Origin of the sequence: Bradyrhizobium sp. SRL28, from assembly GCF_018596315.1 — a bacterium.
Taxonomy (GTDB): domain Bacteria; phylum Pseudomonadota; class Alphaproteobacteria; order Rhizobiales; family Xanthobacteraceae; genus Bradyrhizobium.
On the sequence record NZ_JAHEAG010000032.1, the window covers coordinates 11,489 to 35,654 of the forward strand.

At 60.6% G+C, this 24,166-nt stretch carries 10 protein-coding genes and 1 pseudogene; 7 read left to right on the top strand and 4 right to left on the bottom strand.

Features of this window, described 5'->3' with window-relative positions; translation table 11 throughout:
• Positions 1-85 precede the first annotated feature (85 nt).
• Positions 86-1,987, bottom strand: a complete 1,902-nt coding sequence (locus KIP88_RS35550; protein ID WP_214492844.1) for a peptidylprolyl isomerase — start codon at positions 1,985-1,987, stop codon at positions 86-88.
• A gap of 672 nt (positions 1,988-2,659) precedes the next feature.
• Positions 2,660-2,809: pseudogene (locus KIP88_RS46875) on the bottom strand (DUF2285 domain-containing protein); the annotation flags it as partial.
• An 82-nt stretch (positions 2,810-2,891) separates the two neighbouring features.
• On the opposite strand from KIP88_RS46875, the gene KIP88_RS35555 reads away from it, so the two are divergent.
• On the top strand, positions 2,892-4,187 hold the full coding sequence (locus tag KIP88_RS35555; protein ID WP_214492845.1) for a mannosyltransferase family protein: 1,296 nt from the start codon (positions 2,892-2,894) through the stop codon (positions 4,185-4,187).
• A 522-nt stretch (positions 4,188-4,709) separates the two neighbouring features.
• Positions 4,710-7,169: a hypothetical protein gene (locus tag KIP88_RS35560; protein WP_249791265.1), complete on the top strand. Its 2,460-nt coding sequence runs from the start codon at positions 4,710-4,712 to the stop codon at positions 7,167-7,169.
• Between the two features lie 283 nt (positions 7,170-7,452).
• Here the strand turns inward: KIP88_RS35560 and KIP88_RS35565 are convergent, their stop codons facing one another.
• Together KIP88_RS35565 and KIP88_RS35570 are read right to left on the bottom strand one after the other, a co-directional pair.
• On the bottom strand, positions 7,453-8,139 hold the full coding sequence (locus KIP88_RS35565; RefSeq protein ID WP_214492846.1) for a response regulator transcription factor: 687 nt from the start codon (positions 8,137-8,139) through the stop codon (positions 7,453-7,455).
• Between the two features lie 216 nt (positions 8,140-8,355).
• The gene (locus tag KIP88_RS35570; protein ID WP_214492847.1) at positions 8,356-9,762 is read right to left on the bottom strand and encodes a sensor histidine kinase; all 1,407 of its coding nucleotides are present in this window, start codon (positions 9,760-9,762) and stop codon (positions 8,356-8,358) included.
• Positions 9,763-10,185: 423 nt separating this feature from the next.
• Between KIP88_RS35570 and KIP88_RS35575 the strand changes: the two genes are divergently transcribed.
• The 5 genes from KIP88_RS35575 (at position 10,186) to KIP88_RS35595 (ending at position 24,136) form a co-directional block, all read left to right on the top strand.
• On the top strand, positions 10,186-10,323 hold the full coding sequence (locus KIP88_RS35575) for a hypothetical protein (RefSeq protein WP_214492848.1): 138 nt from the start codon (positions 10,186-10,188) through the stop codon (positions 10,321-10,323).
• A gap of 7 nt (positions 10,324-10,330) precedes the next feature.
• A complete protein-coding gene (locus KIP88_RS35580; RefSeq protein WP_214492849.1) occupies positions 10,331-18,580 on the top strand; it encodes a peroxidase family protein in 8,250 nt (2,749 codons plus the stop codon).
• An 83-nt stretch (positions 18,581-18,663) separates the two neighbouring features.
• Entirely contained in the window at positions 18,664-20,439 is a 1,776-nt protein-coding gene (locus KIP88_RS35585; protein WP_214492850.1) for a type I secretion system permease/ATPase, read from the top strand.
• Positions 20,436-22,763, top strand: coding sequence for a calcium-binding protein (locus KIP88_RS35590; RefSeq protein ID WP_214492851.1), 2,328 nt, complete (start codon positions 20,436-20,438; stop codon positions 22,761-22,763). Before KIP88_RS35585 ends, KIP88_RS35590 begins: the two co-directional genes overlap by 4 nt.
• Before the next feature lie 20 nt (positions 22,764-22,783).
• Positions 22,784-24,136, top strand: a complete 1,353-nt coding sequence (locus tag KIP88_RS35595) for an HlyD family type I secretion periplasmic adaptor subunit (protein WP_214492852.1) — start codon at positions 22,784-22,786, stop codon at positions 24,134-24,136.
• The last annotated feature ends 30 nt before the right edge of the window (positions 24,137-24,166 follow it).

The window sequence follows — 24,166 nt, forward strand, 5'->3', positions numbered from 1 at the left end:
GCTTTCAGGATTGGGTGTCGTCTTGAAGCATGACCGCGCAAGCCTTTGAATAGTCAAGCCTTGGATTGGTCTTGGCCGATCATGCTCAGTTGTTAGCGCCCGTCACCTGCGCGAAGGCGGCCTGGTTGATGGAGGTGCCGATCTCGGATTCGATCTTCGTCACGTATTGCGCGACCTGTTCGTCGGTCAGTCCGCGCTGCAGCGTGTCCTTTAGTTTCTTCAGCTCTTCGGAAGCCGCGTCGACTTGCGGCACGGTCACATCGGTCACGCGGAACACGATCCACTCGCTGCCACCGGCGCCCGGCGTTTGCCCGACGCCGTCCTTGGCCGTCCGGAACGCGGCCGTGATGGCGGCCGAGGGGACGCCTGAAAGCGAGGCGTCGCGGCGGAAGCCCGTCGCGGTCTCGACCTTCGATCCGACCGAAGCCGCGACCTCGGCAAGCGTGCTGCCTTGCTCGACCTTCTGCACCATCTCGGTCGCTTTCGCGCGCAGCCTGTTCGAAATCTGGTCTTCGCGCCATTTCGCCTCGACCTGGCTGCGGACCTCGTCGAGCGGGCGCTCGCGCGAGGGCGTGATGCCGAGCACGTCGTACCAGACATAGCCGCCGGCAAACTGGATCGGTTCGTTATCGACGCCGACGTCGCTTTTGAAGGCCTGCGAGACCACGTCGAGGCCGCGCGGGATATTCGTCACCGGCTGACCGTCGGGCGTGCGGCCGGAGCGATCGACCGCGTCGATCGTGACGGCGGTCAGGCCGAGCTTCTGCGAAGCCTCCACCACATTGGCGCCGCCGCTGCGCTCGTCTTCCATCTTGTTCTGGATTTCGTTGACCTTGGCGCGCGCGCGTTCGGTCGCGAGTTCCTTCTTCACCTGGGCTGCGACGCTTTCAAACGTCGGCGTCACGCCCGGCTCGATCTTGCCGATCTTGACCAGCGCCACGCCGAACCGGCCCTGCACCGGCTGGCTGACTTCGCCCGATGGCAACGAGAACGCCGCATCCGCAATCGCCGGATCGATGATCGCGCTCTTTGCGATCATGCCGAGGTCGACGTCGGCCAGGTTGAGATTGCGCTCCTTGGCGAGGTCGTCGAACGACGTCCCCGACGTGATGCGGCTGCGTGCGGCCTGCGCCTCGCCTTCGTTCGGAAAAAACATCTGCGACACTTCCCGCTTTTCCGGCGTGCCGAGCAGGTCGCGGCGCTGCTCGAAGATCTTCTTGGCGTCCTCGTCGGAGACCTCGATCCACTTGCCAATCTCTTCGGGGCTGATCACGACAAAGGACAGTTTGCGATATTCGGGCGCGCGGAACTGGGTCTTGCGATCCTCGAAATAGGTGGCCAGCGCCTCGGGCGAGGGCGGGTCGATGGTGCCAGCCTGCGCGGCGTCGAGTTTGACGTACTCGATCGAGCGCTGCTCGTTCTGGAAACGGGTCATGGCGTCGATCAGGACCTTCGGCGGCTCCACCCCGGCCGAGACGGTGCCGGCGATCTGGCGCCGCAGTCCGACGCGCTTTTGCTCGTTGAGATAGCGTTGCTCGGTGTAGCCGAACTGCCGGATCGTGGCCTGGAAGCGCGTGGGGTCGAACTTGCCGCCCAATCCCGCAAAGTTGGGGTCGCTGTAGATCAGCCGCATGGTTTCTTCCTGGGACTGGGCAAGTCCCATGCGCCGCGCTTCCTCATCCAGCGCGGCTTCGGCGATGGTCTGTTGCAGCACCTGCCGGTCGAGCCCGAAGGCGCGCGCCTGTTCCGAGGTCAGCGGGCGGCCAAAGCTGCGGCCGAGCTGCTGCAGCTTGTCGGTATAGATCTGGCGGAATTGTTCGGTCGAAATCTCGATCTTGCCGACCTTGGCGAGCGACGACTGGCCGAACCCCTTGAAGATGTCGGCGATGCCCCAGACTGCGAAACTGACAATCAAAACGCCCATCACGGTGGCCATGACAATCTTGCCGAGCCAGTTTGATGAGGCTTTCCGAATTCCTCGAAGCATGGGTCCGTCTTCTATCTTAAAATTAAGAGGCTGATTTCATTCAAGTTTTCGGTTTCCCGCCCGCACCTCAGCCATAGGTGCGGGAATAGATGTTCTATTTTCGATCTCGGCACGGTCTAGCTTGCCGATGGCCCCCGCGGCAAGCCTGCCTCGGTTCGCGCTTTTGGTTTAGAGGGTCGCCATACGCCCCCCGGACCAGCCGAAGATTGCCCCCAGTTCACGTTCGGTTGCCCCATTCTCGGCGGCCCGGGTTGCGGCGGCCTTGCGCATGCCGCGGGCCGATTTCCCGACTACCCCGGCAGTTTGGCCGCCCCCACGAATTCGGTTCCCAGAGCGCCCTTAGTCCAGGGCGTGCCCCGCCGGGTGACGATGAAGGCGAGGTCGCCGGTAGGCCCTGCGTCGGCAACAGCGGCAGCTCGACACGCATACCGGTCTTCTCGCTGTCGATCGAGATGACGGTCCGACGCACCAGCTCCCCCGTGGATCATGATCGTGCGCTGCTTCAAGTGCTGGCGGTCAATGATCGCGACGTCGCCGATCCGCAAGCCGGTGTAGGCCAGGATCCAGCATCGTGGCGTCGATCGCCCTGGATGGCCGCCTGATACGCATTCTCGAACTCCGGTGTGCCGTATGCGGCCTTGATGCGAACACGGGAACCCCTGCCGAGACGGACACTCGTGCGACTTCGTGCCAGTCTGCACCTTCCGCATCCGCGTCGAGCAGGCGCAGATACGTGATGAGGTGCGCCTTGTCGTAAGAGGTCAATACGTGATCGGAGGGCGCAATATTGGCGACATTGGGATCAAGCCGAGGCATCTGCATGGGTGTTCTCGCAAGAGGTTGTTGATCGAACAACTTTATTTCTGACATCACGGTTGCCACAGCCCGCGTCCTCCAAGAGTCGATGCAGATCTTCGGGCTGGCCGAGATCTATCTGAACGCAGGACGTCCGGAAGTCTGCCGCGTCATGCCCGCCAAATGTCAAAGCGGTATAGCTGGGGCGATTGATCTTGGGCTCTTACGGAGCGACAGTATGGACATGGAGATGCGCTATCCGATCTGGAAAGATCCTTCTTGGCTTCCCTATTGTTTGGCCATCTTGATATTTTTTTGTTCGCGGGTGGTGGTCGCACTCGGACTGGTATTCTCTCAAAAATATCTGCCCACCGGGCCCGACGTCTGGTCTGCGGGACCGATCTGGTACCACCAATTGCTGCAATGGGATTCGGAATGGTATTTCAAGATCGTCACAGATGGCTATCAGTATAACGGCGATCCGACTGTTCAACAGAACATCGTATTCTACCCGCTGTATCCGATGCTCGCACGGGGCCTGGCGACGATTAGCGGCCTCACGCCTGCGGATGCATTGCTGTTGGTATCGAACGTCGCTGGATTGCTCGCGATCGTCTTACTTTTCAAGCTGGTTCGCGAGGAATTTGGTGATCAACTGGCTCTCGCCACAACCGCGCTGCTCAGCTTTTTTCCCGCTTCGGTCTTGCTATCGGCCGGGTATACCGAGCCCTTGGCACTGCTGCTAATCGTCTCGTTTTTTCTTGCTTTGAAACGAAAATACTACTTGTCGGCAGCACTGCTTGCAGGCTTGGCAGTCGCTACCCGATCGACGGGCGTTGTCCTGTTGCCTGTCCTTCTTTGGGAGATGTGGGCCAATCGCGATCGGACAAAGTTCTTTCTCGCCCTCCTGCCATGCGTCCTTCTGGCGACGTCGGGCATCTGGCTATTCATGATCTACCTCTGGAGCGCTTTCGGAACTCCGTTTGCTTTTGCGGAAGGCCAGACGGCTTTCCATCAAGGAACGACGCTAGCGACAAGATTGATTGCGGCACTAAAGCTTGAGCCGTTCACACGAATGATGCTCAATGATTGGAATCCATGGGGACAAGCCAGCTGGTTTACATTGTTGTTCATTGCCCTGATTGTTTTGGGCTGGTCTCGATTGCGCGCAAGCTGGACACTGTTCGCCATGGCAGTCCTGTTGCTGCCATATCTAACACTCAGCGGTGGGCCAGCAGGCTTCGTCTCAATGAGTCGATTTAATCTCGTTTCATTTCCCCTGTTTGTGACGTTGGCAGGTTTAGCATTGCGAGCGAAGTGGCTTTTGGCAGGAGTGATAGGACTCTTCGGCGCGTCCTTGTTCATGAACACCGCCTTGTTTGCTCGTAGAATTTGGATTGGTTGATCGCCACAAATACTCGCGATGACATGCTTGAGCAACGACCCGGTTTCACGCTGCGTGCCCAAGACAGGTTTTTCAGATCGAATGTTCGCTTCGGGTCAGTCGCGTCGTTTTGACGGTCGGCCAGCCACTTCCGGACCACCCCGATCAGCGGGCATTCGCAGGGTACGTCGGCACGTCAAACGTGCCATAAGCCGGCCGAAATATCCGCGTGGCCAGGCTTATAAGGAAGTCGAGGCGGCAATCACGGAGCCACGATCCACCAATCTCGCATGGCTTGCTTGATGCGCTCGAGCTTCTCTGACGATATAATGCTCATGTGACGGATGGTGTTGCGTCTGACGGCGGAACTCACTCCTGCAGGCTCGGGTAGGCGCCTGCTACAATCGGAGCCTGAATATGAACTTAGTCTGCGCGGGCGTATCAACGAGCTGTTAGGAAGTTATCCGGCGATCGCGTGTAGCGCGAGTTGGTCAAAAGCGCACCCAATAGAGCCCATCAGGGCCCCACCAAGAGGGCAGCGTATTGCAATCCATATCCAAGATTCCCGGTCGCTATTATCTGGCAATCTTTGTGCTGGCGTTCGCGACGCTTTCCTACCAGATCCTGATAACGCGCTTCTTCAGCGTTATGCTCCACTATCATTTCGCATTCGCGGCCATTTCACTTGCCATGCTGGGGCTCACCCGCGGAGCGATGCAGGTCTACGGCAAGCCCGCCCGTTATGCCGCTGAGCGGGTCGGAATCGAATTCGCGCGCCACGCGTCATGGTTCGCACTCAGCAGCGTTGGCGCAATGATCGTTTTCCTGTGCGTGCCGCTCGTCGTATCTGCAGAAAATGTGCCCCTCGCTCTGGCGCTGGCGACCATCGCCTTCGTGGCTCCGTTCACGGAAGGCGGAGTTTGCATCACGCTGTTGCTCACGCGCTTGCCCTATCGCGGCGGGTGGCTCTATGCGGCCGATCTCCTGGGCGCCGCAGTTGGATGCCTGGGGGTGATCCTGATACTGCTGGTGATTGACCCCGTAAGCGCCACGCTATGGATCGGAGCCTCTGCTGCCGGCGTTGGCTGGATGGTCGTGCGAACCAGCGATGACGTCCGTAGTGTGCGTTTGAGCGGGGCTGTCGCGCTAACGCTGGCCGTCGCGGCCACCGTGCACTCCGGCCTTGACCTGACCGGTCGAAGCCATCTCGGTGTGTTCTGGGCCAAGGGCGCCGAGCAGACCGGCACGCTGTTCGAACGCTGGAATACCTATTCGCGGGTAAGGGTGCGCGAACTGGCCGAGAAGGTCCCGATTGGCTGGGGTCTGGTCCGCACTCCTGATGCCCGGGTCGACCAACACCACCTCGACATCGATGCCGATGCAGGCACGGTCATCACCAGGTACGATGGCGACATCGGAAAGCTCGCCTACCTGAAGGATGATGTCATCAATGCAGCCTACCTCGTGCAGCCGGCGACCGACGTCGCTGTCGTTGGCGTCGGCGGCGGTCGTGACATCCTTTCCGGTCTGCTCTTCGGCGCCAGCCGGATTCGCGCAATCGAGATCAATCCGGCGATCTTCGAAGTGCTCACCGAAAAATTCGCTGATTTCTCTGGCCATCTCGATCGCCAGCCCGGCGTATCCTTGGTCAATGCCGAAGCTCGAAGCTACATCAACCACTCGTCCGAGCGGTACGACCTGGTGCAGATTTCGCTCATCGACACCTGGGCGGCGACGGTGGCCGGTGGCCTGACGCTCACCGAAAATCGTCTCTATACCGTTGAGGCGTGGGATGATTTTTACCGGGCGCTCAAGCCTGGCGGGCTGTTGTCGGTATCACGCTGGTACGGTGCCGAGAAGCACCGTGGCGAGCTATACCGGCTGATCGCGATTGCCGCGAGCGCGCTGCAGCGCAAGGGAGTTTCGGCCGGAGAACTGCGGCATCACGTCGTCGCGGTCAACGTCGGCAACATCGTGACGGTGATTACCCGGCCTGACGCGTTCAGCGGCGCAGAATGGCAAGGCGCGCGCGAGAGGCTTCAGGCGCAGGGCTTCAAGATATTGTTGGGGCCGGACGTCACCTTCGATGCCGTCACCTCGACATTGCTGTCCGACAAGGCAGACCAGGCTTTCTTCGATTCGCTGCCGGAAAACATCGCTGCTTCGACGGACGACAACCCGTTCTTCTTCTATACGTCGCGCTTCAGCGATTTCGTGAGCATCCATAGTTGGGACGTCATGAGCAACAATGTCGCGATCGGCATCACCGGCTTGCTCATCATCGTAGCGCTCTGCGCTTGCGGATATTACATCGTGCTGCCCTTCCTCCGTCTTGCGAGGCGGATGCCAATGGCGACGCTGACGCCGCCCGTGGCCTATTTCAGCGCGATCGGGATGGGCTTCATGCTGATCGAGATATCGCAGATGCAGCGCCTGATGGTCTTTCTCGGACATCCCGTCTACGGGCTGAGTGTCGTGCTATTTACAATTCTTCTCTTTAGCGGGATTGGCAGCGCCACGGTCGGTGCTGATACCTCCTCCCGATCACGCGTCACCGTCTTCAGGATTGCCGCGCTCCTCACCACGCTCGTGGTGGCAGGGCTGCTGACGCCGCTGGTCACCACCTGGGCGCGGTCGCTGTCAACCGACATGCGTATTCTGGTGTCTGTCCTGCTGCTGGCCCCTCCTGCATTCTGCATGGGGATGATGTTTCCGCTCGGCCTCGGTGTCTGGCGCCGTCATCATGAACTGCTGCCGTTCTTCTGGAGCACCAACGGAATTACGTCGATGTTCGCGTCGGTGCTGGGTGTGGCGTTGTCGATCCAGTTCGGCATCGCCAAGACCTATGCGTTGGGGGTGTGCTCTTATGCGGTCTGCGCCATCGTGATCATTGCAAGCCGCTGGGTGCAGTCGATCGTCATGTCAGCCGAGAAGGGGCCCGTTAGCCCCGAGGCCAGTATCGCAGGAAAGGAAGGCGCCACGATTCGGCGGCCACATCAGTAAAGAGGAAGTTCGAATACCGCCCGTGGCGATTTGCAATTCAACAGGGCTTAGGTCGAAACCTCCAGTCCGCGCCAGCGGAACGGCTTGCTCGATGCGGACAGCCATTTTGCAATACGAAACAGATCAAGCGCGGCGGTGGGTAGTCTGTTGATCCCTTGGATCGCTGTTAATACACCCAGCTCGCAGTCCACGTGCTCGACCCATTCGTACGAGAGTGGCTGCCGCTCAGGTTGTGTCTGAGCCGGTCAAGCTCTAACAGCGTCGCTCGATATCCGGCTAGAACTCAAGATAGCTGACGCGGGTGCCATTGCTCAGGGTTGTCGGAACCGTTCGTCTCGTGTTCAGCCAGCGCCTGCGCCGCGATAACGACCTCGAGACGATTGCGCGCGTTTAGTTTCTGCATCAGGATCGTCATGTAGTTCTTGACGGTCTTCTCACTTATCCTGAGAGAAGCGGCGATATCCTTGTTGGTATACCCCCGCAACAACAGTCGAACGATCTGTTCTTCGCGGATGCTGAACCTGACAGCTTCAGCTGCGACCCGTCGTACCGACGCATTTCTCAGAGCTGCGATGACCTGACTCGCAAAACTTTGCGTAATGTACGTTTCGCCATGTCGCACCGCTTCAACCGCTTGTATGAGTTCTTGCGCACTGCTCCCCTTCAGGACGTATCCATTTGCGCCGGCATCGAGCGCGCGGATCGCGGAATCGACTCCGGTCGCGGCAGTAAACGCGACGATCTTTGTGTTCGGCGAAATCTTGATTGAAGATGCAATTGCGGCATAGACGTCGCCGGCCATGCTCAGATCAACAATGATGACGTCCGGACGGTGGCGCGACGAAATTTCAATAATGTCTCTCGCCGATGAGCCAGTCGATAATACTTTCAGTCCCTGAGTGCGAGACAGCAGCGTGACGATACCTTCAATCATCAAAGGATGGTCATCTACCAAACCAACGGAAACCATATGAGGCCCCCCAACGCAATAAAACGCTACAAAAATCCCACCATTAAATCAGCGGGAAGAAAATATGCTCCATCAATCGATCATTGTAAATGTTGATTTAGTAGCACCGTAGAATTCCGTAGTTTTTAACCTTTGCACAAAGCTCGTCGGAAATCAGAAGCCGTCTCGCTTCGAGGAAAAATATGCAACTTAAGATCGATAACCTCGATCGAGGGTCTATCCAGGTGCGTGGGCGATCGGAAGCGTGGCTCGGATTTGCGTTCCGATGCCGCGCTGCGAAACAAATTCAAAGGTGCCTTTAAGCGCCTCCACGCGATTTCGTAGACCCGCGATGCCGAGGCCTCTCCTGCTGCGCGCGTGCTCGTGATCCTTGTCGACAGTCCCCGGGCCGCTATCGCTTACCGTGATGAAGATCGATTGAGGCTCGGCGCAAACGTCCACGCGCTGTCCTTTTGCCTTCGCATGGTGGAACGCATTGTTCAGCCCTTCTTGCACGATCCGGTACAGGCATATTGTCACCGGCAGCGAGAGGTCCTCGGGCAGGGCGCCAATTTGAGAGCAAACCGTTGTCCCCGTCGCCTCCTCATGATTCCTGACGGCCAGCAGCAAGATTTGATTGGGCGTCAATCCCTCCAGTTCAGGCAATACGAGACCGGTCGAGATATTGCGGAGCTCGGCCAGTATCCGTTTTGTCAGAGGTTCAATGGTTGAATCATGAACACGACTGGATCCAGATGGATCCGACCGGCTGGCTGTAGGATCCGTCAGCTTAAGCATCAAGAGGCTGACAAGCTGGATCGGGCCGTCGTGCAGATCCTGTCCAATCCTGGCAAGGAGGTTTTCGTTGGAACTCGCGGCCTCCAGCCGGGCACTATCTGCCAGGCGACGTAATTTGTCATTCTGCGCGGCGAGGTTCGTGGCCTCGACCACATTCTGCATGAGGCTTGACTGAGATTCGTTGACCAGGTCTGAAGCGCGACGGACCATAAAGAATAATATCAGCATCATCGGCGCGGTTGCCGCACCAACGATCCCGATGGATGTAAACCTGATCGAAGCCAGCTCGTCAGCAAGTCTCCGGCCATCACTGTAGATCTCGCCGACAGCGATGACTTCCCGGGTTCCTGAACGAAACAAAGGCGCGTAGATTTCTACGAGCGGAACCTGCAGGTGTTTCTGGTTAGCATTTTCGGCCTCGTGCAGATAATCGAACTCGGCGGTCGCCTGGCCTGCGACCGCTGCAGTGATATGACGTGAAGGGAAGCGACCGCCGAGACCTTCCTTGTTGGTCGAGTACACCAGCGTGGCGTCGGGCAACCAGAGCTTGACCAACACCAACCGTTCGCCAAGCATTCCGGCAAGCAGGTCATCCAGCCGTTTTGCATTCTCTGGCGGCAGGTTCCGGGAAGTGGCCAAGTCTTGCGCCGACGGGCCGAGAAAGAGCTCAGTGAAAAGAGCGCCTTCTTCGGCGGCTGTTTGCATCATGCTGGTCTCGATACGTTGCGAGATTGCGAACGCAAGCAATCCCATTGAGACGGCTATCGTTGCGGCAGCAGCCAGAACAAACTGATGAACAAGGCCGAAGGTGGTCCTTGAGCCGATCGTGCCGGACGGCCAAACCATTGTTACGTGTCCTTGCGCGACGCGAGGAGCAGCGTTTGAGAATCCCCGAGCAGTCCAAGAAGTTCCTCGAAGGACCGTCTCAAGCACTCCAACGTATCGCACATCAAAGGACGTGAATAGCGTCCGTGCCACTTTGAGCCCCGTTAACGCTAACGTGCGGGGGCCGTCAATCAACCAAGCCACATCACCGCACGGTTGCTCGGGACCTTGGTCCTAACTACTGCCGGGACCTTCCTCCTCGCCAGGCGTAGGACCTTGATACTCGCGTTTCTCGGGACCTTGTCCCCTTACCGGCGCCTTCCGAAAAATCTCAGATGACACCGTAGAGCGGGCTTGGATGCTGAGTGCGTCAAAGCATGGGTGTCAGTAGTCAAGAGGCGACTGGGCTGGATGGGTTGTTTTGACCACGTGACGATATCGAGTGTGGCCTATCGTCAGGGCAGCCACGGCATTTCGGGCGGCGGCATTGTCGTCCCGGACCCGCGCATCCGCTCCATTCAAATGATCAATGTCGGTTTCAACAACCCGGCCGCCGTTGCGGTCTGGTCCAACAACGGGTGAGGTTGTCATGGTTACCTACATCAGAAGCGATCTGGATTTCATCCTGGACCAGATCAAGATTGCAGAGGCGCATGCAGCCGGTCAGCCGCTGTTCGGCACGAACGGCCTTGTGCCGGCCTACAACCTCTCTCTGGGCCTGCGTACCGTCGATGGCACCTACAACCACCTGCTTCTCGGGCAGGAAAGGTGGGGAGCGGCCGACAGCCAGTTCCCGACCCTGCTGGATCCGTTCTTCAGGCCGGCAGATGGCACGTCGTTCGATCCCGACGGTCCCGGGCCGGCTCCGGCAATTCCGACAGCGCTCAACTACAACCCCTCGAACAACCCCAACTCGCTCGTCTTCGACTCGAGCCTGCGTACCATCTCCAACCTGCTCGTCGACCAGACGCTGGGCAATCCCGCCGCGATCCTGACTGCGTTGGAGCGTGCTGGTTCCGCCAATCCGATGCTCGATCTTCCGGCAGTGACGGCGATCTACCAAGCCTTCAAGCCCGCTTGGGACGCGGAATACCAGGCGCGCGTGGTCATGCAGAACGCCAAGGCGGCCGCCGAGGAACTCGGCGACGGCGACCCCGTGACGCCTCCGACCCCCGAAGAGCAGGCGGCCATCGACGCATGGGACGCCGCGACTGCGGCCCACGCCGTGACGGTGGCGGATTTGGTGGCGGCGCGCGAGGTGCGCGATGTCGCGCTCGAGCCCTTCGGCATCGCCATGCAAGGCGACAACGTTCATCTGCCCAACGCTGCGCCCGATGAGGGCCTCTCGGCCCCGTTCAATTCCTGGTTCACGCTGTTCGGCCAGTTCTTCGATCACGGCCTCGACCTCGTCAACAAGGGCGGCAGCGGCACCGTGTTCATCCCGCTGCAGCCGGACGATCCGCTGTATGTCGTGGGCAGCCCCACCAACTTCATGGTTCTGACCCGGGCAACCGTCTCGGCAGGGACCGACGGCATCATGGGTACGGCTGACGATATCAGGCCGGTGAACACCACGACTTCCTTTGTCGACCAAAACCAGACCTACGCGTCGCATGCCTCGCACCAGGTGTTCCTGCGCCAGTACGTGCTCAATGCAGATGGCGAGCCGGTCGCCACGGGCAAGCTCATCGAAGGCGCGAACGGCGGCATGGCGACCTGGGGCGAAGTCAAGGCGCAGGCTAAGGCGATCCTTGGAATCGAGCTGACCGACTTCGACGTCGGAAGCGTTCCCCTGCTCAGGACCGACGCTTACGGCAACTTCATTCCCAACACGGACGGCTTCCCACAGATCATCACCGGCATCGGCCTGGACGGCATCCCTAACACCGCCGATGACGTCGTCGTGTCGGGCACCGTCGCTGCCCCGGTCAATCCGACGACCGTTCTTGCGCTTCGCACCGGTCACGCTTTCCTGGCGGACATCGCCCACGAGGCCGTGCCGGTCGGCAAGATCGCCGATGGCGACATCACGATCGGCCTGGCAAACCCGGGCAACGGCGACACCGAGTACGACAACGAGTTGCTCGACGCCCACTTCATCGCCGGCGACGGTCGCGTGAACGAAAACATCGGCCTGACCGCGGTCCACCATGTGTTCCATGCAGAGCATAACCGGCTGGTCGAGCACACCAAGGCGGTCATCCTCGCGACCGGTGACAACGCGTTCATCCAGGAGTGGCTGGTGCCCGGCGCGAATGCCGCCGACGGCGTCAGCGCGCTCGAATGGGACGGCGAGCGCCTGTTCCAGGCCGCCAAGTTCGGCACCGAGATGCAATATCAGCACCTCGTGTTCGAGGAGTTTGCCCGCAAGGTCCAGCCGAACATCAATGTGTTCGTGGTTCCGGACGGGTTCGATACGACGATCAATCCGTCGATCATGGCCGAGTTCGCCCATGTGGTCTATCGCTTCGGCCACTCCATGCTGACCGAGTCGATCGACCGCTTCAATTCGGCGTTCACCGCAGACCATATCGGCCTGATCGAGGGCTTCCTCAATCCGGTACAGTTCGACTCCAATCACACCATCACCGACGATGTCGCCGCAGGCGCCATCATCCGCGGGATGACCCGTCAGGTCGGCAACGAAATCGACGAGTTCGTGACGACCGCGCTGCGCAACAATCTGCTGGGCCTGCCCCTCGACCTCGCGACCATCAACCTGGCGCGCGGCCGCGACACCGGCGTGCCCTCGCTTAACGCCGCCCGTCGTGATTTCTATGAGGCAACCAATCAGGACGTCCTGCTCAAGCCTTATGACAGCTGGACCGATTTTGCCGGTCACCTCAAGCACGAAGCGTCGATCATCAACTTCATCGCCGCTTACGGTACGCACGAGCTGATCACGGGCGCGACCACGCTTCAGGAGAAGCGCGACGCCGCGTTGACCATTATCACCGGGGTCTCGGTAGGCGGCATGGAAGTGCCGGCGGATCGACTGGACTTCCTGAACGCGCTCAACGCCTACTCCGGCGGTTCCCTTGGGGGCCTCGAGAACGTCGACCTCTGGATCGGCGGCCTTGCGGAAGAGATCATGCCGTTCGGCGGCATGCTGGGCTCGACGTTCAACTTCGTCTTCGAAGTACAGATGGAGAAGCTGCAGAACGGCGACCGCTTCTACTACCTGCAGCGCCTCGACGGCCTGCACCTGTTCGGCGAGATGGAGAACAACTCCTTCGCCGCGATGATCATGCGCAACACCGATGCTACGCATCTGCCGTCGGACGTGTTCTCGACTCCAGGGCTGATCCTCGAGGTCAACCAGAGCCTCCAGCGCAACGACCTCGACGGCGACGGAACCCTCGAAAGCGCCGATCCAGTCGGCACGAGCCTGCTCACGCCGCTTGTCCTTCGCGACAACCCGGCGACGCCGGGCGCGGAGGCGAACTACCTGCGCTACACCGGCGATGACCACGTCCTGCTGGGGGGTACCGAGCAGGCCGATACCCTCATTGCCAGCATCGGCGACGACACGTTGTTCGGCGACGGCGGCAACGACCGGCTCGAAGGCGGCTTCGGCAACGACATCATCAACGGCGGCGCCGGAGATGACATCATCAAGGACAGCGGCGGCGACGACAACGTCAAGGCCGGCGAAGGCAACGACGTCGTCCATGCTGGTCCGGGTCTCGACCTGGTCATGGGCGGCCCGGGCCAGGACTTCATTTTCCTCGGCACTGACATGGGTTCGGAAGTTTTCGCCGGCGAAGGCAACGACTTCATCTACGGCCACAAGAACGCCGAACGCATCCTGGGCAACGAGGGCAATGACTGGATCGAAACCGGCACCTTCGACGGCGCCCCGGGCGACAACTTCGACGAAATCTACGCCCAAGACGGCGTCAGCGGCCATGACGTCTTCCTGGGTGACGGCGGCTTCGACGAGTTCATCGCCGAAGGCGGCGACGACATCATGGTCGGCAGCCTCGGCCGCGGCAAGATGGTGGGCATGTCCGGCTTCGACTGGGCGACCTACAAGGACAGTGCCTTGTCGGTCGACGCCGACTTCACCCGCGGGATTGTGTTCGACGAAAACCCGCAGCCCCCGCAGTTCGGCACGCAAGACGCATACGAATCGGTCGAGGGCCTGTCGGGCTCGAGCCACAACGACACCTTGACCGGTTCTGACGTGATCGCGGAAGAGCGCCTGCCGTTCGCACAGGGCGGCACCGAGGGCTACCGGGGCAGCGCGCTTGACGCGGCGGGTATCGCCCGCATTGCGGGCCTCCAGGCTGTGCTCGGGGCGGGTGTCACCGCCTACAGCGCCGGCGAAATCATCCTCGGCGGCGACGGCAGCGACACGATCATGGGCCGGGGCGGCGATGACATCATCGACGGCGACAAGTGGCTGGACGTGCAGATCGGGGTTTTTGCAGTTGGCGACACCACCCATACCGGCACGCCGATCGCTTTGCATGACAGCATGACGAGTCTCGCGACCGCCATGTTCAATGGTACGATCAACCCCGGCCAGTTGGGCATCGTCCGGACTATCCGTACAGATACGACGGCCGGCGACATCGACACTGCCAGGTACCAGGGCAATATCGCTGAATATACCTTCGGCAGCGACGCCAACGGCATGGTGACGGTCACACATACGATCGAGGACTCCCTCGACGGTTCGGACAAGCTCCGGAACATCGAGCGGCTCCAGTTCCTCGACGCCACGGTGGGCTTGATCGTGGGAACTGCCGCGGGCGAGACCCTCAACGGCACCGCAGGCAATGATCTCATCCTCGGCCTTGGCGGCAACGACACGCTGAACGGGCTTGGCGGTAACGACATCCTGGTCGGGGGCGCCGGCAACGACACGATGAATGGCGGCCTCGGCGACGACACCTATATGGTCGGACTGGGCGATGGTAACGATACGATCAACGAGCCGGTCAATGCGACGAGCGGCGGCGCCGCCGATCGCATCGTTATCCAGGCGGCCGGCACGGCTCTGACGGGGCTGGACGCGACCGACAACAATACTGGCACCAACAATGGCAGCCTTGTTGTCAACTTCAACGGACAGACCCTTACGGTCGCCGGTCACTTCACCGGTACCAACGCTCAGACCGGCGTCGAGCGCATTAACTTCGACAACGGCACCTTCGGAGGCTATGCCCTCGGCGTCGACGACTACCTCGTCAGCCGGCTCGATCCGAACAACCGCGACAGCGGCGGCGTGAATCTTTCAGCCTCGACGGCAAACAACTTTATTGTCGGTGAGGCGGGAGTGAACGACGAGATCACCGGTGGAAGCGGCAACGACCTGATCTTCGGCGGAACGGGCGACAACGAGCTCAGCGGCGGCGCCGGCGACGATCTGCTGGTTGGCGGATCGGGCGCCGGTGACAATGACATACTCGATGGCGGCCTCGACGCCGACACGATGGTCGGGCTTGCCGGCAACGACACCTATATCGTCGACGATGTAGCCGACGTGGTTGTCGAGGCCGCGACTGCCGGCACCGATACGGTCGAAACGGAGATGGCCGCGCTCTCGATCGAGTTCATGGCCAATGTGGAGAACCTCGAGTACACCGGCATCGACGCCGATCCCTTCGTCGGAACCGGCAATGCCCTCAACAACACGATCTCCGGTGGAGATCTGAACGACACACTGAGCGGGCTTGCTGGCAACGACACGCTCAACGGTGGGCTCGGTAACGACACGCTGGTCGGCGGTGACGGCAACGATATCCTCAACGGGGGTGACGACGTCGACGCGCTCAACGGCGGGATCGGCAACGATACCCTCAATGGCGGCGCAGGAGCCGACAACATGCAGGGCGGTGCCGACAACGACACCTATGTCGTAGACGATGCCGGCGACGTGGTCAATGAGACCGCAGCGGGTTCGACGGGAACCGATCAAGTCAACGCGTCGATCACATACACGCTGGGTACCAATGTCGAAAACCTGACGCTGACTGGCGGCGACGCCATCAACGGCACGGGCAACGCGCTCGGCAACACGATCATCGGAAACAACGACATCAACCAGCTGTTCGGTGGCGCCGGTACCGACACCCTGACGGGGAACGGCGGCAACGACCTGCTCGACGGTGGCAGCGGTGTCGACACGCTGAGCGGTGGTGACGGCAACGATACCGTCATCGGCGGTGAAGGCGATGACCTCATCAATGTGGGTGGGGGCTTCAACACCATCGTCTACAACTCTACCAACTTCGGAAACGACACGATCGACAGCTTCGATTTCGACGGCGGGACGGCTGCCAACCAGGACAAGATCGATCTCAGCGCTCTTGGGATCACAGCCGCCAACTTTGACACCCGTGTCGTCGAGGCGACTATCGGCGGTGCGGCCAACACGCTTCTCACCATCCGAGACGCGGCTCTGAACACGATCGGCACGATCCGTATCAACAGCGCCACCAACGGCCAGATCGACGCTAGCGATTTCACGCTGGCGACTGGTCCGGCGATCGTCATCAATGGCGCCGAAACCGGCCAGACGACGGCCGGGACGGCGGCGGCTGAACTCATCAATGCCAACGGCGGCAACGATACGGTCAACGCTGCCGGCGGCAACGACGTTGTCAACGGCGGTGAGGGTACCGATACCCTGAACGGCGGTGACGGCAACGACACCCTGTCGGGTGGGATAGGTGCGAACACCGGCAACTACCGCGATGAATTCGGGTCGGCGTCCTACACCAACAACAACGGCTCGGTCGCGTTCACCAGTGGATGGACCGAAACCAATGACGGCACGAGCAGTCCGACCGCCGGCGACATCGACATCACCGGCGGCCGCCTCCGCTTCGAGGAAGGCACCGACGGTGGCGAGTCCATCCAGCGGTCGTTCAGTCTGGCCGGCGCAACTGCGGCGCAGCTGACCTTCACCTACGAGCCCGACGATCTCGATGCGGGCGAGACGGTTACCGTCGAAGCCTTCAACGGCACCGCCTGGGTCAACCTGGGTACCTTGGGCGGTGACAGCAACGGCGCCAACCTGAACTTCACCGCCAACCTGACGGCGGCCCACTCGCAGATCCGCTTCACGGCGGTCGGCAACTTCGAGGGAGGCGAGAACCTCTACATCGACAACGTCAATATCAGCGTGACGGCCGCGGGCCTCAACGCAGGTGTGGACACGATCAACGGTGACGCCGGCGACGACACGATCATCTGGAATGCCAATACCTCGGCACCGACCGACGGTCGTGATGTGGTCAATGGCGGCACGGAAGGCGGTGCCGGCGACACCTTTGTCATCAACGGCAACGCATCCGGCGAAGCCTTCCGCATCTACACCCGCGCGGAGTTCCTGGCTGCAAACGCCGGAGCAGCGCTGAATGCGGCGACGGAAATTGTCGTGACGCGGAACGGTACCACCGTAGCCTCGATCATCGCCGAGCTGAGCGAGATCGAAGAAATCCGCATCAACGGCATCGACCCTTCGGGTGCTACTGGCGGAGCGGGAGCTGGCGATACCTTCGAGATCATCGGCGACTTCTCCGGCACCAGCCTGCGTCCCAACACCATCACGATCGATGGTGACGCCGGCAACGACACGGTCGATATCTCGTCGCTCGGGTCGGCGCACCGCATCGTCTTCAGGTCGAACGGCGGCAACGACACCATCATCGGGACCTTGCGTCCCCAGGATGTGATCGAACTGCCTGATGGCGCGACCGCTGCGGACTACACGACAACGACCGATGCGAATGGTGTGAGCACCATGACCAACGGCACACACTCCGTCACCTTCACGGCTCATGACGGCATGCCGCAGGTAGGCGACGATGACGAGGAGGATGAAGACGACGATGACACCGGCCACGACGACGATAACGACGACTGCGGCGGTGACGACGACGACGATGCCACGACCGGTGGACCTATGCCGCCCGCATCCGCGGTAGGCGCGGTCCGGACGGGCACGCCCCAGGCGGACGTGCTTGCCGGAACGTTGGGACCTGACAATATCATCGCCTTTGCGGGAGACGACGTTGTCACGGGCGAGGACGGTGCCGATGCGATCTCGGCCGGTGAGGGCGCCGATTTCGTCAGCGGCGGCGATGGACGCGACGTGATCTTCGCCGGAGCCGGCGACGACCAGGTGCTCGGCGGCGGTCACGCTGACATCATCTACGGCGATGCCGGAGCCGATCGCATCTTCGGCGATGCAGGCAACGATCTCATCAATGCCGGGGCGGGAGACGACACGGTATTCGGCGGCGCCGGCGACGATCTGATCGTGGCCGAGGTCGGCGATGGCAGCGATGTCTACTTCGGCGATGACAGCGACGGCGGTTTCGGCGTTGACACGCTCGACATGTCGGCGGCGAGTGCCAATGTCACCGTCAACCTTGGATCAGGCCCATTGTTGAACGGCACCGCGTCGAGTTCCCAGACTGGCAACGACACGATCTGGGGAATCGAGAACGTGAATACCGGCTCCGGTAACGACACCATCACCGCAAGCAGCAGGGTGAATGTGATGAATGGCGGTGCCGGCGACGACACCTACAAGTTCACATCGGCTTCGGCGGCCGACGGCGACACTATTCTCACTTTCGAGGCTGGTGACCGCGTCGATCTGACGGCGATCGATGCCAACTTGGGTTCCGCCGGCGACCAAAGCTTCTCACTGGTCTCCGGTGCCTTCACTACGGCGGGGCAACTCGCAGTTACGCTTGAAACGCGTGCCGACGGCGACTTCACCGTTGTCCAGGGCAACATTGACGGCGACGCCGCTGCCGAGTTCACGGTCGAGATTGCAGGTCATCACAATCTGACCAACGCGAATCTCGGTCTCTGAACGCCCGGAATATCGCGGGAGGCAGATGCGTCTGCCTCCCGTGCAATTGCTCCTCTCTCCGATTTCCTGCCAGGGCGCATCACATGGCCAATTCAAAAGAGCTATCTCCCGCAAAGCGCCGCAACCTTGCCGAGCTGACGCGCGGCTTCCGTGGCATAGTGTTCTTCCTGTTTCTCATCTCGGGGGCGATCAACGTACTGGCGCTGACCGGCTCCCTGTACATGATGCAGATCTACGACCGGGCGCTGACCAGTGGCAGCATTCCCACCCTTCTCGTCCTTTCAAGTCTGGTCATCGCCCTGTATCTCTTCCAGGGCGGCTTCGATGTCATTCGTTCCCAGGTGCTGGTGCGGGTCGGCGCGCGGCTCGACCGAAAGGTGGCGCCGTTGGCGCATCGGGTGGCGATCGACATGCCGCGTTTCGGTTTCTCGACGTCTGAAGCCCTTGAACGTGGACGGGACGTCGATACGGTCCGCGGTTTTCTCGGCAGTCAGGGGCCGGCCGCGCTTTTCGACCTGCCATGGATGCCGATCTATCTGGCGTTTATCTACTTTCTGCATCCGGCTCTGGGTGCGTTGACGTTCGCGGGCGCGTTCGTGCTGACAGTGCTGACTGTCGTTAGCGAGATATTGACGAAACGCCTCAGCGTTTCCACGCGGAAAGCGGCGATGGCGCGCAATACCATTGCCGACAGCAACGCGCGCAGCGCGGAGGTTCTCAGGGCGATGGGCTTTGCGGGGCGTGCCGTGGAACGCTTTAACGATGCCAATCGCGAACATCTGGAGCTGCAGACCAGGGCAAACGACATCACAGGGACATTCGCCGCGGTGTCGCGCGTGCTTCGCATGCTGCTGCAGTCGGCGGTGCTGGGTCTCGGTGCGTATCTTACAATTAAGGGCGAACTCACCGCCGGCGCTATTATCGCATGCTCGGTGGCCTCCGCTCGCGCGCTTGCACCGGTGGATCTGGCGATCGGCAACTGGAAGCCATTTGTCGCGGCGCGGATGGCCTACCAACGGCTTCGGGACACGGTTGTTGCACTTGCCGCCACCGAAACGCCGATGAAGTTGCCTGCACCGGACCAGCGGTTGAGCGTGGAGAAGATTACGGTCGCGGTGCCCGGTTCCGGGCAGATCATCCTGAGCGATGTCGCCTTCGATCTGGAGGCCGGCCAGGCGCTTGGAATCATAGGACCCAGCGCCGGTGGGAAGACGAGTTTGGTGCGTGCTCTTACCGGCATCTGGCCGGTGCTGCGCGGCAGCATCCGGATGGACGGGGCTGATCTAGTTCAATGGCGCGATGACGAAATCGGAAAGCACATCGGCTATCTCCCCCAGGAAGTCAGCCTGATGGATGCGACAATCGAAGACAATATCTGCCGCTTCGAGCCCAATCCGGATTCCAAAAAGGTTATCGAAGCAGCGAAGGCGGCCGGTGTTCACGACATGATCCTGAGAATGCCGGACGGATACCGAACCCAGCTCGGCCCGCAGGGTACAGCCCTCTCGGCGGGTCAGCGGCAGCGCATAGCGCTGGCGCGTGCGCTGTACGGCAATCCTTTCGTTGTCGTCATGGACGAGCCCAATTCCAACCTCGATGGCGAGGGAGAAGAAGCTCTCACCCGGGCGATTGAAGGTATCAGAGCGCGAGGGGGGATCGCGATTGTGATCGCGCACCGTCCGAGCGCACTCGTCGCCGTGGATCTCGTTGCGATCGTGCAAAACGGCCGCATGGTCGCGTTTGGCAAGAAGCAGGACATCATGACGCCGGCCGGACTGCAGCAGCCAGCCGGATCGCAGCAGCCCGTAGCGCGAACGGGGCCTGGCGAACTCCAAACGCATGCAAGGAGGCCTGCATGATCACGGCCAAAGCATTCAAGCCCACCTCGCAATCGCAAAGCCAGCCAACGCGCGAGGACTACGTCGAATCTGATCAGCAGAAGCGAAGAATCCTTCCTCTCGCTTTTCTGGTCTTTCTGACCGGATGCGCCGCGTACTTGAAAAGCTTCATGCCGGTAAAGATGGAAGCCCGCGAAGAGCAACAGTCCGGCAAGCGCGACGACGGAAGCCAAGACGAGCCCAGATCGGATGAGGAAATCAGCGCCGCCACTGAGGAAGAGGCGGCTACGGAATCGAAGGACAATGCAAAGTCGTCGTCTGACAACGTGATCCCAATTCGGATTGCTTACGACGATCGCAGCGACCCAACTAGTTCCGTCGCTATTGAACCAGCGCGGCCCATCCCGCTGAGTGCCGCCACCGGGCCGATCGGCGATGCGCGCAGGACCGGTAATGACGATCGCGCTGCGCCTCCACCAAATTCCAACGCGAGTGCGCCCGCGGGAGGCGGTGGAGGTGGCGGAGGAGGCGGTGGTGGCGGTGGTGGCGACAAACCACCGTCATCCCGCAACCCTGATCCACCCATCACACCGCCCATTGATCCAATTCGCAACAGGGCGCCGCGAACCAACGGACCGGTGCAGCTGCAGGACCTGGTCGGTTGCCAGGTATTGTTCATTTCCATGGCCGCTCTGTTGGCCGGCGCCACCGATCCGGATGGCGATAAACTGACCATAGCCAACCTCTCGTCCTCCTCCGGGACACTGACACCTACCGAGGACGGCAGTGGCTGGATATTCGCGCGTCAGGACGGCATGCTCGGGGACGTCAGGTTGATCTACACGATCAGCGACGGCAAGGCATTCGTTCTGCAGTCAGCTTACTTCAGCGTCGTCGAGCCGCCGCCGATTATCGGGACCGCCGGAGACGACAACCTCCTCGGCTCGCAGTGCGGCGAAACTATCGATGGTCGGGCCGGCGATGACAATATCGACGCCCGCGGAGGCCACGATGTGGTCATCGGAGGAACGGGTGACGACCACATCATTGCGGGGGCAGGCAACGACGTCGTTCATGCAGGAGCCGGCAACGACGTGGTGTTCGCAGGCGCAGGGAACGACATCGTCTTCGGTGGATCCGGCAACGACCATTTGTACGGCGAAGATGGGGACGACAGCATCGAGGGTGAGGACGGCGACGATTTCATTTCGGGTGGTGCGGGTGCGGATATCCTGCTGGCTGGCGCCGGCAACGATATCGTTCAAGGTGATGCGGGCAACGACACCCTTGATGGCGGCGACGGCGATGATGATCTCGCCGGAGGCGCCGGGACTGACGTAATAATCGGAGGGGCCGGTAGCGATCTCCTGGTGGGAGGGGACGGCAACGATGTGCTGGCTGACGGAACAGGCAGCGACGCGGCCTACGGCAGCGCCGGGGACGACCATATTGTAGCAGCAGCCGACGCTGCAGACGACACTTACGATGGTGGCACCGGGTGGGACACTCTCGATTACTCCATGGCCACGAAGAGCGTTACCGCTGATCTCGGAAACGGAATCGCCGTGGGCGACGAGACAGGTCAAGATGCGATTGCCGGGTTCGAGGAGTTCATCGGAGGAAGCGGCGACGACTCGATCAGCGCGTCGACGACAGATAGTGTGAGCATGAGCGGTGGCGAGGGGAATGACACACTCGAAGGCGGCGCCGGAAACGACACTGTTTCAGATGGCTCAGGATGCGACACGATTTCCGCTAATGATGGTGACGATTATGTGGTGGCTAGCGCGGACGCAGCCAATGATTGCTATGACGGAGGGACGGGGGCGGACACGCTGGACTACTCGACCGCAACCATCAGCGTTACGATCGATCTTGGAAGAGGGAGCGCGGACGGCGTCGATGTCGGACACGATCTGATTGCTGCCTTCGAGAAAGTCATTACCGGCTCGGGCGACGATCATATCGTCGCTGGATCAAATTGGGTCTCGATGACGGGCGGTGATGGCGACGACACGTTCGAGTTTCGCAGCGAGGGCGATCACCAACAGCCGATGACGGTCGGCAAGATCACCGATTTTACGGTCGGAGACAAGATCGTAGCTGCGACCTTCGAGATCAGTTCCCTCCAGGACGATGACCTCCAAGAGGCGATCTCCGACATGTTTGACGATATCTACCTCTCGACTGGGGGAGACAAAAGACCGGTGCGCTTCCGGTTTGAGGAGATCGAAAACGACAGGAAGACGTTCGTGGATGTCCACGACAAGCCCGACACAGATGAGTTCTTCACAATAGAACTCGTCGGACATCATCATCTTCAATTCACCGTCGCCGTCAGCTGAGGCGATCAAGGAAGTCGGCCATGAAGCATTACGATCGGAAAGCGTTTGCCGTTGCGTCGTCATCGAGCGTCGCTCCCGCCACCGAACGGTCCTTCCGGCTTTGGCCAAGGATACTCAGTGGTCTGGCGCTTGTAGTCCTGTTGGTGATCGGATGTGGCGGATGGGCGGCAATTGCGAGGTTGGAAGGCGCCGTCGTGGCTGCCGGTACCGTAAAGGTGGACCAGAACCTGAAGGAGGTCCAACATCGGGACGGTGGTATTGTGAAAACGCTTTCGGTTCGCCAAGGCGATCTCGTCCGGGAAGGGCAGGTCCTGGCGACGCTGGACGACGTTCAAATCAAGGCAGAACACCTTATCGTCAGGTCCCAGTTGGGTGAAGCCTTGGGTCGCCAGGCGCGCCTGATCGCAGAGCGTGACAATCTCTCCTTGATTGAGTTTCCAGCCGACCTCGGACGCGTGTCAAACGCCGCGGACACCGTGATCCACGGAGAGACGCGCCTGTTTGCCGGTAACAAGTTGGGAAGAGACAGCCAGAAGGAGCAACTGGAGCTCAGCATTAGCCAGACCTTGGAGGAGATCAAGGGAATGCAGGCACGACTCGCTGCCAAAGAGCACGAGATCAAACTGGTAGGTGCGGAGCGCGAGAAGCTGGACTCGCTCTACGAGAAGAAAATCGTCGAGTATACCCGAGTCTATTCGGCACACCGTGATTGGGCGCGGATACTCGGAGAGCACGGTGAGATTTCCGCCGGCATTGCCCGCGCCAAAGTCCGTGCCAGTGAAATCAGAGTTCAAATCATCGCGATAGACCAAAATGCCAGCACGGAGGCCCAGCGCGAACTTCGGACTGTGGACGCTCGTATTGGTGAACTCAGCGAACGAAGGTTGGCGATCGAGGATCGCCTGTCGCGCACCGAAATCCGAGCCCCGGTTTCGGGTTACGTCAATGAGCTTTTTGTTCACACCGTCGGCGGCGTCATTACGCCCGCGGCGAAGATCGCAACTATCGTTCCCCAGAATGCTGAACTGAAATTTGAGATCAGGATCTCACCTGCCGACATCGATCAGGTAAGGGAAGGGCAGCCGGCCCGAATTCGCCTCACCGCGTTTAACCGCAATACGACGCCGGAGATGAGGGGGACCGTCGTCATGGTTTCTCCCGCCTCGGCGCGCGATCCTGCGAACGGCCAGGAACACTACGTTGCATACGTCAATCTGCTTCCCTCCGAGGAAGCAATTGCGAAACTCAATGGCATGCGGTTGGTCCCCGGCATGCCGGCAGAAGTGTTTGTTTCAACCCAGGAAAGAACGGTAGCGTCCTATCTGGCGAAGCCATTCACCGATCAGATGAATCGCGCCTTCCGTGAGCGCTGAGGGGCTGACCCCCAACCAGGCGCCCGCCAT

Bases quoted from the DNA above. Each gene is read 5' to 3' on its own strand.
- KIP88_RS35550 (WP_214492844.1), bottom strand. From the start codon at position 1,987: ATGCTTCGAGGAATTCGGAAAGCCTCATCAAACTGGCTCGGCAAGATT.
- KIP88_RS35555 (WP_214492845.1), top strand. From the start codon at position 2,892: ATGCAGATCTTCGGGCTGGCCGAGATCTATCTGAACGCAGGACGTCCG.
- KIP88_RS35565 (WP_214492846.1), bottom strand. From the start codon at position 8,139: ATGGTTTCCGTTGGTTTGGTAGATGACCATCCTTTGATGATTGAAGGT.
- KIP88_RS35570 (WP_214492847.1), bottom strand. From the start codon at position 9,762: ATGGTTTGGCCGTCCGGCACGATCGGCTCAAGGACCACCTTCGGCCTT.
- KIP88_RS35580 (WP_214492849.1), top strand. From the start codon at position 10,331: ATGGTTACCTACATCAGAAGCGATCTGGATTTCATCCTGGACCAGATC.
- KIP88_RS35585 (WP_214492850.1), top strand. From the start codon at position 18,664: ATGGCCAATTCAAAAGAGCTATCTCCCGCAAAGCGCCGCAACCTTGCC.
- KIP88_RS35590 (WP_214492851.1), top strand. From the start codon at position 20,436: ATGATCACGGCCAAAGCATTCAAGCCCACCTCGCAATCGCAAAGCCAG.
- KIP88_RS35595 (WP_214492852.1), top strand. From the start codon at position 22,784: ATGAAGCATTACGATCGGAAAGCGTTTGCCGTTGCGTCGTCATCGAGC.